The sequence below is a fragment of the Acinetobacter sp. OYA S30 genome (assembly GCF_033599315.1).
GTDB classification, from domain to species: Bacteria; Pseudomonadota; Gammaproteobacteria; order Pseudomonadales; family Moraxellaceae; genus Acinetobacter; species Acinetobacter baumannii.
Genome location: NZ_JAWVAV010000011.1, coordinates 52,028 through 65,583, shown reverse-complemented (window position 1 = coordinate 65,583; position 13,556 = coordinate 52,028). Strand labels below are relative to the sequence as shown.

Genomic DNA, 13,556 nt, shown 5'->3' with positions numbered 1-13,556 from the left:
TTTTTAATATTTTTATAAGCTAAAATTAACGATGGATAAATTTAAAATATAAGCTTTAAACGAGCTTTTTAATTGATTTATAAACAATGGCTCATTTTTTATAAAACTTGAGCCATTTTTATTTAAAACTGAGCTAACTTCATTCTGTTTAATTATAAAGTTCATGCTACAATATGCCGCAATCTTAGCACGGCTTAAAAGCCCTAATTTATAGGACCCCCGCTAATGTTTGCCAATATTTCCATTTCTGAATTTGATCCAGAATTAGCTCAAGCAATTGCTTCTGAAGATGAGCGTCAAGAAGCACATATCGAGTTAATTGCATCTGAAAACTATTGCTCTCCTGCGGTAATGGAAGCGCAAGGATCAAAACTTACGAACAAATACGCAGAAGGTTATCCTGGCAAACGCTATTATGGCGGTTGCGAATTTGTAGATGTTATTGAGCAAATGGCGATTGACCGTGCTAAAGAACTTTTTGGTGCAGATTACGCAAACGTTCAACCACACGCTGGCTCACAAGCTAACTCTGCTGTTTATCTAGCGCTTCTTAACCCAGGCGATACAGTTTTAGGTATGAGCTTGGCTCACGGTGGTCACTTGACTCACGGTGCAAAAGTTAGCTTCTCTGGTAAAACGTATAACGCTGTTCAGTATGGTCTAAATGCTGAAACTGGTGAGATTGATTACGAAGAAGTTGAACGTTTAGCATTGGAACACAAGCCACGTATGATCGTTGCTGGTTTCTCTGCTTATAGCCGTGTTGTAGATTGGCAACGTTTCCGTGACATCGCGGACAAAGTTGGTGCTTACCTTTTTGTTGATATGGCTCACGTTGCAGGTCTTGTTGCTGCTGGTGTATATCCAAACCCAGTTCAAATTGCTGACGTAACAACAACGACGACTCACAAAACACTTCGTGGTCCACGTTCTGGTTTAATCCTTGCGAAAGCGAATGAAGAAATCGAGAAAAAACTTCAATCAGCTGTATTCCCTGGTAACCAAGGTGGTCCATTAATGCATGCGATTGCTGCTAAAGCAATCTGCTTCAAAGAAGCAATGTCTGACGACTTTAAAGCTTACCAACAACAAGTTGTGAAAAATGCTCAAGCAATGGCTGAAGTATTCATCGCACGTGGTTATGATGTTGTTTCTGGTGGTACAGACAACCACTTATTCTTGTTATCTTTAATCAAACAAGACGTAACTGGTAAAGATGCAGACGCTTGGTTAGGTGCTGCTCACATTACTGTGAACAAAAACTCAGTTCCAAATGACCCACGTTCTCCATTTGTGACTTCTGGTATCCGTATCGGTACTCCGGCAGTAACAACTCGTGGTTTTGGTGAAGCTGAAGTTCGTGAACTTGCTGGTTGGATCGCTGACGTGATTGATAGCAAAGGTGACGAAAAAGTTATTGCTGATGTAAAAGCAAAAGTTGAAGCTGTTTGTGCAAAATTCCCTGTATATGCAAAATAATTTGTGTATATAAAAAAAGCGCCGTAAGGCGCTTTTTTTATTAACTACTCCAACCGCCCCCTAAAGCACGGATTAAATTGATGCTTGCAATGATTTGGCTGCCTTTCAGCTGAGCTGCTAATTGTTCTTGTTGCAAAATAGTGCGGTCAGAATCAATGACATCAAGATAGCTAATAGCACCTTCTCGATAACGTAAATGAGAAAGTTGATTGGCATGACGAGAAGAGGAGAGTGCTTGGTTTTGAGCCTGAATTTGCTGATCGAGAATTCTTTGATCAGATAAACCATTTTCAACTTCGCGAAATGCGTTTAGTACAGTTTGTCTATAGTTGGCGACGCTTTCCTCATAAGCCGCTCTTGCTTGAGCAACGCCTGCTTTACGTTGTCCACCATCAAATAAAGGTAACGACAAAATAGTACCAGCGACAGGTCCTAGTAAAAAAGTCCGACTCGACCATTTACCTAACTCGCTTAAACTTGAAGATTCATAACCTAAAGCTCCTGTAAGACTGAGTTTTGGGAAAAATGCTGCACGAGCAATTCCAATACGTGCATTATCTGCTGCCATTGCACGCTCTGCAGCCGCAATATCGGGTCGTCTTTCAAGTAAAGTTGACGGCAAACCGGCAGGGAGACGGATACTATTTGCAGTTAAAGGTTGAACTGCCAAGTTAAAGTCTGCTGGTGGTTTTCCTAATAAGACTGCAAGCGCATGTTCCGCACTGGCTCTGTTACGAGCAATATTTAGGGCAGTGGTTTGTGCGGTAGCAAGTTCGGTTTGTGCACGAGAAACATCTAATTCACTGACCAGTCCGTTTTTAAAACGAAGCTGCATTAAATCTCGTGTTTCACCTAATAATTTGATTGTACGGTTATAAATTGCTTGTTCGGTATCAAGTTGACGTATCAGAAAATAACCTTGAGCTACATCCGCTTGTAGAGCTAAAAGTGCCGACTGATATAGAGCCTCTTGTTGCTGTAGATCTGCTGTTGCTGCGTTGACACTACTTGCTACACGACCAAATAAATCGAGCTCATATGAAACATTGGCTTGAGCGCGCCATAAGGTTTGAGCCGAAGTATGTGCATTGTCATCTAAACCGAGTGAAGCCGGAGACGGCTTTTGGCGAGTTGGCCCAAATCCGGCATCAATACTTGGTAAGCGTTCAGCTTGAGCTGCCGAACGTAGTGCACGTGAAGCCTGAATATTTGCTGCCACCGCTTTTAGGTTCTGGTTGCCTGCGATAGCTTGCTGTTCAAGTTCATTCAGTTGAGCATCATTGTAAATACGCCACCATTCACCACGAGTTTGTTGATCGGCAGGTTGGGCAATCTTCCAGTTATTATCTTCAAGTTTGGGGTCAGATTCTTTGAATTTGACTGGCACTATAACTTTTGCAGGTTGATATTCCGGAGCTAATGAGCAGCCTGCAAGGAGCAGGCTTCCCATGAGTGAGGACAATAACAAGCTTTGTTTTACTGTAGCCATCAAATGTCCTCCTTAATGGTCATGTGGGGTAGATAAAGGCGCTTCATGAACTGCTGCCGAATGCAATTTATGTTTGCTGTTCAGTGTACGAATCAGGACATAAAAGGCGGGAGTCAGGAATAAACCAAAGAAAGTTACCCCGATCATTCCGAAGAACACAGCAACACCCATAGCATGACGCATTTCAGAACCTGCGCCAGTTGAAGTAACCAGTGGGACTACACCCATAATGAATGCAATAGAGGTCATTAAGATTGGGCGTAAACGTAGACGACTTGCTTCAACTGCTGCTTTAAAGGCAGTTGCACCTTGCATTTCGAGTTCTCGAGCAAATTCAACAATCAAGATGGCATTTTTACAGGCCAGCCCGACCAGTACCATTAGACCGATTTGAGTAAAGATGTTGTTATCTCCAGCTGTCAACCAGACACCTGTCAGAGCCGCTAGGATTCCCATCGGTACAATTAAGATAACTGCTAATGGTAGGGTTAAGCTTTCATATTGAGCAGCTAAAACCAAGAACACGAGTAATACGCTAATAGGGAATACCCAAAGTCCTGCATTACCAGCCAAGATTTTTTGGTAAGTTAAATCTGTCCATTCAAACTTGATACCACGCGGCAGAGTTTGTGCAGCAATACGTTCAACCGCAGCTTCTGCTTGGCTAGATGAATAACCTGGTGCAGGGCCGCCGTTAATATCTGCTGATGTGTAACCGTTATAACGAACGACCATTTCAGGACCATAGGTTTGAGTTACATTCACCAATGAAGATAATGGCACCATTTGTCCGGCACTATTACGGGTTTTAAGCTGCAAAATATCTTCAGGGTTAGCACGGAAAGGCGCATCGGCTTGTGCACGAACCTGATAAACACGTCCAAAGCGGTTAAAGTCGTTAACGTACTGAGAACCTAAATAAATCTGCATAGTGTTGAAAACATCTGTCACAGCAACGCCTTGCTGTTTAGCTTTTACACGGTCCAGATCTACATTGAGTTGAGGTACGTTAATTTGATAACTTGAGAACATTGGACCAAGTTCAGGGGCTGATTGTGCTGCTTTCATAAAGTTTTGAGCAGCATCGTTCAAGGCTGAATAGCCTAAGGCACCTCGGTCTTCAAGTTGCAGTTTAAAGCCGCCCATCGTGCCTAAGCCCATCACTGGTGGTGGTGGGAAAACCGCGATATAAGCATCTTGAATAGCTGAATATTTCTGGTTGAGTGCACCTGCAATTGCATTTGCAGATAAGTCTTTAGCCTTACGTTCATCGAATGGCTTTAAGGTCACGAAGACAATACCGGCACTCGAGCTATTGGTGAAACCGTTAATTGATAGGCCGGGAAAGGCAACCGCACTTTCTACACCAGGTTGTTTAAGCGCAGTATCACTCATTTTACGAATCACCGCTTCGGTACGATCTAATGACGCGCCGTTTGGTAGCTGCGCAAAGCTAATTAAATATTGTTTGTCCTGCGCAGGAACGAAACCACCTGGAACAATATAGGAAATACCAACGGTTAAACCTAGAAGTGCTGCATAGACACCCATTGCCGAAGCTTTATGGGAAATGACACGGCTGACACCTTGACTATAATGATCTGAAGCACGTGAAAACACACGGTTAAACAGTGCAAAGAAACGACCGAATAAACGATTCATAATACGTGTTAATGCATCCGGTTTAGCATCATGTCCTTTAAGTAACAGCGCTGCCAAAGCAGGAGATAGGGTAAGCGAGTTAAATGCCGAAATAACCGTTGAAATGGCAATAGTCATGGCAAATTGTTTATAGAATTGCCCTGTTAAGCCTGTCATAAAGGCAAGAGGTACGAATACTGCAACAAGTGTTAAAGCAATGGCAATAATCGGTCCACTGACTTCTCGCATGGCACGGTAAGTCGCCTCCCTTGGGTTTAAGCCTGCTTCAATATTCCTCTCGACATTTTCGACGACCACAATCGCGTCATCGACGACAATACCGATGGCAAGCACCATCCCGAACAGTGATAGCGCATTGATTGAGTAACCAAAAGCGAGCATGAGCGCGAATGTACCAATAATTGAAACCGGTACGGCAAGCAATGGAATGATTGAGGCGCGCCATGTTTGTAAAAATAAAATAACAACCACAACAACCAGTGCAATTGCTTCAAGTAGGGTATGAACGACCGCTTTAATACTGGCACGTACGAATTGAGTCGGGTCATAAACAATGTCGTATTTAATTGAAGATGGGAAATCTTTTGAAAGCTCCTTCATCGTGCTACGCACTTGATCGGAAACTTGTAAAGCATTCGCACCCGGTGCTTGGAAAATTGGAATCGCGACCGCTTGTTTATTATCAAGCAATGAACGTAAGCCATATTGAGAGGCTGCAAGTTCAACACGAGCAACATCACCCAATCGGGTAACCGCGCCATCTGGTGCAGTTTTTAAAATGATATCTGCGAATTCTTGTTCAGTAGTTAAACGACCTTGAGCATTGACTGAAAGTTGTAAAGGGGAATTACTTGGTGAGGCACCGATTGTACCCGCTGCAACCTGAATATTTTGTTCACGAATTGCATTCACAATTTCGGTCGCGGTGAGGTTACGCTGCGCTACTTTTTGCGGGTCAAGCCATACACGCATCGCGTAGTCACCAGAACCAAATAATCCGACTTCACCAACCCCTTGTAAACGCGCTAAACGGTCTTTCACGTTGAGCACCGCATAGTTACGTAAGTAGGTCATGTCATAGCGATTATCTGGGGAGGTCAGATGTACCACCATAGTTAAAGTAGGTGAGCTTTTTAGTGTGGTTACACCTAAGCGCTGTACATCTTCAGGTAAACGGGGCATGGCCTGAGACACACGGTTTTGAACCAATTGTTGGGCTTTATCTGGGTCGATACCGAGCTTAAAGTTCACCGTAATGGTTAGGTTACCGTCGCTGTTTGCTTGAGATTGCATATACAGCATGTCTTCGACGCCGTTGATTGACTCTTCGAGCGGAGAAGCAACCGTTTCAGCAATCACTTTTGGGTTTGCACCCGGATATTGGGCGCGTACCACCACAGATGGTGGAACAACCTCGGGATATTCAGAAATCGGTAACTGAAATACCGAAAGCAGACCGGCGAGTAAAATCAAGACTGATAGCACACCAGCAAAGATCGGCCGATCAATAAAAAATTTAGAAATATTCATATGTGATTAACCTTTTGCCGGAGTTGATGTTTTATCTGTTGGCTGAGGTTGAGGAGGAGTAGCGCTAGCAGTGATTTGTGAATTTGGCATCGGAACGAGATGCGGTGTAACAGGGTCACCCGGACGAATCCGTTGTAAACCATTCACTACAATACGATCACCCGCTTGTAATCCACTATTTACGATTTGCAAGCCATCTTGTTGGGCACCGAGTTTTACTTCGCGGTAAGCAGTTTGATTTTTAGCATCAACGACCACGACAAAACGTTTATCTTGGTCGACACCAACCGCGGTTGGACTAATCAGAATCGCTGGGCGAGGTTGGCCTCCACCTAAACGAATTCGTGCATATAGGCCTGGTAATAAAACACCGTTTGGATTGTCAAAAGTTGCGCGAACACGGATCGTACCTGAGGTTGTATTCAGGTTGTTGTCGATTGAGTTGATTGTACCTTCACGAGTAAAGCCTGTTTCATTGGCAAGTCCCATATAGACAGGTACTTGTGCTGAATTACGCTGATTACTGATATATTTCAGGTAAGTTTGTTCATCAACATCGAAAGATGCGTATAGGCGTGATACAGACACTAAACTTGTTAAAACCTGTGCTCCGTTACCTGCAGAAACTACATTACCCACGGTCACTTCAGCTCGTGAAATCCGGCCACTGACTGGTGCTGTAATACGGGTGTATTCCAGATTTAAACGTGCAGATTGGACAGCAGCTCTAGCGGCTTGTAGGTTAGCATTGGCTGAACGTGCATCATTTTCGGCTAAATCCAGTTCTTGGCGAGAAACAGCATTACTCTGAATGAGACGTTGAATACGCGAAAGATTGCTTGCGGTATATGTTACCTGTGCTTCAGCTGAAGCAAGCTGGGCTTTTGCACGGTTCAGTTCTGCTTCAAAAGGACGAGGGTCGATTGTGAAAAGTAAATCACCTTTTTTAACGAGGCTTCCATCTTTGAAATGTACGGCAATGAGTTTTCCTGAAACTTGAGGTCGAATATCAACTTGATCAATTGCTTCTAAACGACCGGAATATTCTTGCCAATCGGTAATGGTTTTGCTTACTACTGGGGCTACATCAACAGTAGCAGCTTGTTGGGCAGCGGTTGGTGCAGCTTTTGCATCGGCATTTTCATGTAACAACATAAAACTGCCACCGGTTGCTAAAATAGCGACAAAGATGGCAGACAGTGCAAACTGTTTGCGGGAAAATGACATGAGGTGCTCCTAGTTATTTGGATACCTGTTTTCAGACTTTTAGTTATGGTCCGTATGGGAGAAACAGGGTTTATGGAATGGACGGAGCATAAAAGTTTGTCAATCACGAATAAATATATTAAAATTGATAACACTATTCGTATTTTTATAACAATTGATGTGTTTGCACTAGAAAATGCATTAATAGGAGTGTGCGTGTGGATCTATTTCATGCCATGAGAGTATTCAACAAAGTTGTTGAAACAAATAGTTTCAGTTTAGCAGCTGATAGTTTGGGTTTACCGCGTGCTTCTGTGACCACAACTATTCAGGCTTTAGAGAAGCATTTGCAAGTTCGATTGCTTAATCGGACAACACGAAAAATTAGTCTCACACCGGATGGCGCCGTATATTATGATCGGACAGCCCGTATTTTAGCGGATGTTGCCGATATTGAATCTTCTTTTCATGATGCAGAGCGGGGGCCAAGAGGTCAGCTTCGTATTGATGTGCCTGTATCGATTGGACGTTTAATTTTAATTCCAAGGCTCCGCGATTTTCATGCACGCTATCCTGATATTGATTTAGTAATTGGTCTGAACGACCGACCTGTAGACTTGGTTGGAGAAGCGGTTGATTGTGCAATTCGGGTGGGTGAATTAAAAGATTCAAGCTTAATTGCGCGTCGTATCGGAACTTTCCAGTGTGCAACTGCTGCTTCACCGATTTATTTAGAAAAATATGGCGAACCTACCTCAATTGAAGATTTGCAAAAAAATCATAAAGCGATTCACTTCTTTTCAAGCCGTACCGGACGCAACTTCGATTGGGACTTTGTGGTTGATGATTTAATTAAAAGTGTGTCAGTACGTGGACGTGTTTCGGTAAATGACGGTGATGCTTATATCGACTTGGCTTTGCAAGGTTTTGGTATAATTCAAGGCCCACGTTATATGCTCACCAACCATTTAGAATCAGGTTTATTAAAAGAGGTATTGCCTCAGTGGACGCCAGCGCCGATGCCGATTTCAGCAGTTTATCTTCAAAATCGTCATTTATCGCTTAAAGTAAAAGTGTTTGTAGATTGGGTCGCTGAACTTTTTGCAGGCTGTCCATTACTTGGCGGTACAGCTTTACCTTTCGACCAGAAATGTGAATTTGCCTGTGATAAAGAAACCGGTCATGAATATACAATTCGTACTTTGGTCGAGCAGCATAATATTGCTGAAGCAAGAGTATTAAAAACTTAAACTTATTGTTTATTGTAGTTTAAAGATGAAAGCACCCTAGACCAAAAAGGTACTAGGAGTACTTTTTATTATATTTTATAGATGGGTGTTTTTAGAAAACACATTAATAATCACAATGCCTGCGATCATTAAAGCTAAACCAATGCAGGCAGCCAAGTCTAAATGCTGTTTGTAAAATATCCAGCCAATTGCAGAAATTAAAATAATACCTGCGCCCGACCAAATGGCATAGGCAATCCCGATCGGAATTGTTTTGAGCGTAAGAGATAATAAATAAAAAGCAACTGCATAACCCACAACCGTAATAATAGACGGAATTGGAACAGTAAAACCTTGAGATGCTTTTAATGCTGAAGTTGCAATAACTTCACAAGCAATCGCAATTGCTAAATAAAGATAAGACATGGGGAGCTGCGCCAGAATGAGTTTTAATCAATCTACATGAAATGTTGAAATGGATTGGCAGTTTTAACGATTGTTTAATTTTTTTGGTACAAAATTACCAGTAAATCAAACTGAACTGATAAATTGATTTTATCACTAGCAAAGTGTTCTCAGCTATTTATTCGTTTAATTTAATCATTGATCTGTATAGTCATTTAAGAGGATCCGCAATCTTAGCTTGATCCTCGATAGACTTTTTAAGAGATAGATTCGTCGAGTATATTTAAATCCTTAAATTTCTCTAGCAGTTGCTCTTTATTTTCAATATGTGCAGGGTCTTGTTTAATGCAATCGATTGGGCAAACCGCCTTACATGTTGGTGCATCATAAAAACCTACGCACTCCGTACAACGAAGCGGATCGATTTCATAAACTTTACTCCCTTCAAAAATAGCTGTATTGGGGCATTCTGGTAAGCACATATCACAATTGATGCAGTCACTCGTAATTAAAAGTGCCATATTTAACTCGCTGAATAAGCCAATGTAGATGCAGTAATACTTTCTTTTGCATGCGGCAAATTGCGTATGAGTAGGGCATAACTGATATCAACATCTTGTGAGAGCGGAATTTCAACAAAATGTCCCGAACCTTTAGCATCTGTAATTGTGTTGCCTTTTAAATCGCGCATTTCGGTTAAGTTAAAGGTGATATTGCCTTGAGGCGTCATCAGCTCAAGTGAGTCGCCCACCACAAAACGGTTTTTAACTTCAATCCGAATATAATTACCGTGACGTTCTACAACCTCTCCACAAAATTGTTGGTAGTCGAAATGTGATGATCCATCAGCATAGTTTTGATATTCGCTATGTACATGCCGTCTTAAAAAGCCTTCGGTATAACCGCGATTTGCCAACCCTTCGAGTTGGGTCATTAAGCTTGGGTCAAAAGGTTTACTTGCTAAAGCATCATCAATGGCTTTTCGATAAATTTGAGCAGTACGGGCACAGTAAAAATAGGATTTAGTACGGCCTTCAATTTTGAGTGAGGCGATGCCCATTTTTGTTAAACGATCTACATGTTGTACCGCACGTAAATCTTTGGAGTTCGTAAAATAGGTGCCGTGTTCATCTTCTTCGGCAGCAAACATTTCTTCATCATTACGTTGTACGAGTAAAGTTTGAACCGAGGTTGTTTCTGATTGTCCTGATGAGCAGCAAGACTTTTCTGGTGTATTTAGCTGAGTGACTGGAATTACATCGCCGTTTAAATCTTCTTGGGCTTCATGCAGTTTATAGTCCCAACGACAAGCATTGGTACAAGCACCTTGGTTGGCATCACGCTTGTTCATATATCCAGAAAGTAAACAGCGGCCTGAGTAGGCCATGCATAGAGCGCCATGTACAAAAACTTCGAGTTCAATATCTGGCACATGTTGCTGGATTTCTTCTATTTCTTCTAAAGATAATTCACGAGATAAAATCACACGGCTTAGGCCGTAGTCTTTCCAAAATTTAACAGTGGCCCAGTTAATAGCGTTGGCTTGAACCGATAGATGAATTTGCATTTCTGGAAAATGCTCACGTACCATCATAATTAAGCCGGGATCAGACATAATCAAAGCATCTGGCTGCATAGCCACAATCGGCTCAAGATCACGAATAAAGTTTTTTAATTTGCTGTTATGTGGCTGGATATTCACTACAACATAAAACTTTTTACCCAAAGCGTGGGCTTCATCAATTCCGATTTTTAAATTTTCATGGTCAAAAGCATTATTTCGTACACGTAAGCTATAACGTGGTTGTCCTGCATATACGGCATCTGCACCATAGGCAAATGCATAGCGCATGTTTTTAAGTGAACCTGCGGGAGAGAGAAGTTCGGTTTTCATAAAATAAAAGGCATAAAAAATATATGGTTTTATTTTATTAACTCTATATTTTTGATTCAACCTACTGAATTAGTAGGGATTTGATCTATAGCTTTTTGTACAGGTAGCATATTTTTTGCTAACTCTCCTAAACGCATCAAAGCATTTAACATTTTAGGATTTAACTCAAAACAAGCTGCAATACGTAAACAATGACTAAAACGTTTATCAGCCGAGCACAAAATTCCCGGCATACATAAGATTTTTTCATCCATGGCCTGATGAAACAGTTCTAGGGTATCAATTGATTCGGGTAGCTCTAACCATAAAATAAATCCCGCTTGTGGACGACTGACTCGAGTACCGACTGGAAAATAACGACAAATATAAGATTTGATGGTGTCAATTTGTTGTTGATAGCGTTTTTTGAGCTGACGTAAATGTAGATCATATCCGCCATTTTCTAAAAAAAGTCCCAACGTTTCTGTGAGTAAAGCTGGCTCGGCAACAGTGGTTGTAAATTTAAGCTGCTGCACAATATTGCGGAAGCGTCCAGCTTCTAGCCAACCAATTCGATAGTCGGGTGCCACAGTTTTGGTGTAGCTGCCACAGACCAAAACCCATCCATTTTGGTCAAATGCCTTAATGTTGGGCAAAAGAGGCTCGGTGAGTTGTAATTCGGCATACATCGCATCTTCAATAACAGGAATTTGGAATTGATTAGCGAGCTCTGCTAAGCGACGCCGGTTGTTTTCAGGCATGCTAAAACCAAGAGGATTATGTCCCGTTGGAATAGTTAATATGGCTTGTACGCTTTGAGATTTTAAGAGTTCTTCAAGTGCGTCTAGACACATCCCTGTATGCGGCGAAGTCGGCACTTCTACAATTTTTCGTCCTAAATTCTGAAGAAGTGGATATAAGTTATGAAAAGTAGGGATCTCAAGCGCTATGCTGTCACCTGCTTGGGTGGTTGCCATAATCGCGAGACTTAAAGCCTCCATAGTGCCATGAGTCAGCACAATGTCATCTGCGGATAGAAACATACCAAGCTGTAAACTACGTCTAGCAATTTGAGTACGTAAACGTATAGAGCCGGGCGGTAAAGTATAGCTTTTAAAAATATCCGGCTGTGTTCGTAAAACCTGAGCAGTTAAACGTTTTAAGCGTTCAATCGGGTAGAAATTTTCACCAGATGGGCAAGCTAGGGCCAAATTGATATAGTCGGGGTCCATCTGCTTTTTAACAATTTGCGCGAGAAAACAGCTAATTCCTGAAAGGGGCACTTTTTCTTCACTGATATAACGCTCCTCAAGATCTGGCAAGTTTGAAGGTGCATGACAAACATAGTAGCCAGACTGTGGGCGAACTGAAATTAAACCTTGGTCTTCAAGCTTCCGATAAGCTTCTTTTACGGTGTTAATACTAACTTGATAATGTTGGGCACAGTCTCGAATTGATGGCAACCGAGAACCCACAGGTTGCCTGCCATTCTGAATTTGAAGAGTAAGGTCATCACTCACTTTTTTATATTTGTACATATCAACTTATTAAAAAGCAAAAGCAATGGATACACTTTATAGTGATCTCATATTTATCTCAAACATTGTGATTAATTTAGATTAATGCTTTTAGCGGAGATTTAGTTTTAAAAACTGTGTCTATTATTTTTCATATTAACTGATACTGTGACCATTAAAAATAAAACAGTAAGATCAAAAAATGGTGAGGATTTAAAGCCATATTTTAAATTACAAAATCAGTAGGAGAGGTCTATGTCTGTTGTTGCATTTAAACAAGTTGATGTTTTTACTTCACAAGCATTTAAAGGTAATCCTGTTGCAATCATTATGGACGCCAGTACTTTAACGTCTGAGCAGATGCAAGCCGTTGCGAACTGGACCAATCTTTCTGAAACCACATTTGTATTGCCAGCCACTGATTCACAAGCTGACTATCAGGTTCGAATCTTTACTCCACAAAGTGAGTTGCCGTTTGCAGGGCACCCTACCATTGGTACAGCCTATGCTTTGCTTGAGGCAGGCCTAGTTAAAGCGAAAGAAGGTCAGCTGGTACAGCAGTGCGCTGCTGGTTTGGTGACGCTGACCGTGAATGACTCAAATCATATTTCCTTTGAGTTACCTAAACCTAAAATTACACCATTAGATGCACTGCAAACTGAGAAGTTGGCCGAGATTTTAAAATGTAAAATCAATACTCAGTGGAATGCCGCATTGGTGGATGTCGGAGCCCGCTGGGTTGTATTGCAAGCTGTTAATGCTAAGGCTGTTTTGGCAAGTCAGCCTGATCTAAATGCTTTAAAGCAATTTAGTTTAGAGATGAAAGTAACAGGCTCTACAATTTATGGATTTTATGAAGAAAGTAATGAGCAAAAGCGCATAGAAGTTCGTTCATTTGCTCCGGCATATGGAGTTAACGAAGATCCTGTTTGTGGTAGCGGTAATGGTAGCGTGGCATCTTTCATTCGTTACCATGGTATTTTGCCTGCGCAAAATGATGTGGTGCTTTCTTCTCAGGGGCAAGCTTTAGGGCGTGAAGGACAGCTTCAACTTGAATTACATCAAGATAAAATTTTAGTGGGTGGAGCTGCTGTTACTTGTATCGACGGTACGATTAAGTTGTAAAAACAGAAATAAAAAACCGAGGACTTTGCCTCGGTTTTTTA

11 protein-coding genes are annotated in these 13,556 nt (G+C 41.7%); 3 read left to right on the top strand and 8 right to left on the bottom strand.

Going from position 1 to position 13,556, the window contains the following annotated elements; genetic code table 11:
• Positions 1-12: 12 nt before the first annotated feature.
• The gene (locus R5R67_RS07890) at positions 13-165 is read right to left on the bottom strand and encodes a hypothetical protein (protein WP_001985370.1); all 153 of its coding nucleotides are present in this window, start codon (positions 163-165) and stop codon (positions 13-15) included.
• Between the two features lie 60 nt (positions 166-225).
• On the opposite strand from R5R67_RS07890, the gene glyA reads away from it, so the two are divergent.
• A complete protein-coding gene (glyA, locus tag R5R67_RS07885; protein ID WP_000457893.1) occupies positions 226-1,479 on the top strand; it encodes a serine hydroxymethyltransferase in 1,254 nt (417 codons plus the stop codon).
• Between the two features lie 40 nt (positions 1,480-1,519).
• On the opposite strand, the gene adeH is transcribed toward glyA, so the two are convergent.
• The 3 genes from adeH to adeF are packed head-to-tail and all read right to left on the bottom strand — an operon-like array spanning position 1,520 to position 7,387.
• Positions 1,520-2,968 carry a multidrug efflux RND transporter outer membrane subunit AdeH gene (gene adeH / locus R5R67_RS07880; RefSeq protein WP_000246701.1) on the bottom strand — a complete coding sequence of 483 codons (1,449 nt, stop codon included), beginning with the start codon at positions 2,966-2,968 and terminating at the stop codon, positions 1,520-1,522.
• A gap of 12 nt (positions 2,969-2,980) precedes the next feature.
• Positions 2,981-6,160: a multidrug efflux RND transporter permease subunit AdeG gene (gene adeG / locus R5R67_RS07875; RefSeq protein WP_001027054.1), complete on the bottom strand. Its 3,180-nt coding sequence runs from the start codon at positions 6,158-6,160 to the stop codon at positions 2,981-2,983.
• A gap of 6 nt (positions 6,161-6,166) precedes the next feature.
• On the bottom strand, positions 6,167-7,387 hold the full coding sequence (adeF, locus tag R5R67_RS07870; protein WP_000010636.1) for a multidrug efflux RND transporter periplasmic adaptor subunit AdeF: 1,221 nt from the start codon (positions 7,385-7,387) through the stop codon (positions 6,167-6,169).
• Positions 7,388-7,584: 197 nt separating this feature from the next.
• On the opposite strand from adeF, the gene adeL reads away from it, so the two are divergent.
• Complete coding sequence (adeL, locus tag R5R67_RS07865; RefSeq protein WP_002040670.1) at positions 7,585-8,616, top strand: multidrug efflux transcriptional repressor AdeL; 1,032 nt, start codon at positions 7,585-7,587, stop codon at positions 8,614-8,616.
• 75 nt (positions 8,617-8,691) lie between these two features.
• Here the strand turns inward: adeL and abeS are convergent, their stop codons facing one another.
• The 4 genes from abeS to R5R67_RS07845 all read right to left on the bottom strand — a co-directional run bounded on the left by abeS (position 8,692) and on the right by R5R67_RS07845 (position 12,411).
• The gene (gene abeS, locus R5R67_RS07860) at positions 8,692-9,021 is read right to left on the bottom strand and encodes a multidrug efflux SMR transporter AbeS (protein WP_000121131.1); all 330 of its coding nucleotides are present in this window, start codon (positions 9,019-9,021) and stop codon (positions 8,692-8,694) included.
• A gap of 236 nt (positions 9,022-9,257) precedes the next feature.
• A complete protein-coding gene (locus R5R67_RS07855) occupies positions 9,258-9,521 on the bottom strand; it encodes a YfhL family 4Fe-4S dicluster ferredoxin (RefSeq protein ID WP_001196304.1) in 264 nt (87 codons plus the stop codon).
• Between the two features lie 2 nt (positions 9,522-9,523).
• The gene (yegQ, locus tag R5R67_RS07850; RefSeq protein WP_318754800.1) at positions 9,524-10,894 is read right to left on the bottom strand and encodes a tRNA 5-hydroxyuridine modification protein YegQ; all 1,371 of its coding nucleotides are present in this window, start codon (positions 10,892-10,894) and stop codon (positions 9,524-9,526) included.
• Between the two features lie 56 nt (positions 10,895-10,950).
• Positions 10,951-12,411: a PLP-dependent aminotransferase family protein gene (locus tag R5R67_RS07845; RefSeq protein WP_000280062.1), complete on the bottom strand. Its 1,461-nt coding sequence runs from the start codon at positions 12,409-12,411 to the stop codon at positions 10,951-10,953.
• A 234-nt stretch (positions 12,412-12,645) separates the two neighbouring features.
• Here R5R67_RS07845 and R5R67_RS07840 point away from each other — a divergent pair, with 234 nt between their 5' ends.
• Positions 12,646-13,515: a PhzF family phenazine biosynthesis protein gene (locus R5R67_RS07840; RefSeq protein ID WP_000117585.1), complete on the top strand. Its 870-nt coding sequence runs from the start codon at positions 12,646-12,648 to the stop codon at positions 13,513-13,515.
• Positions 13,516-13,556: the final 41 nt, after the last annotated feature.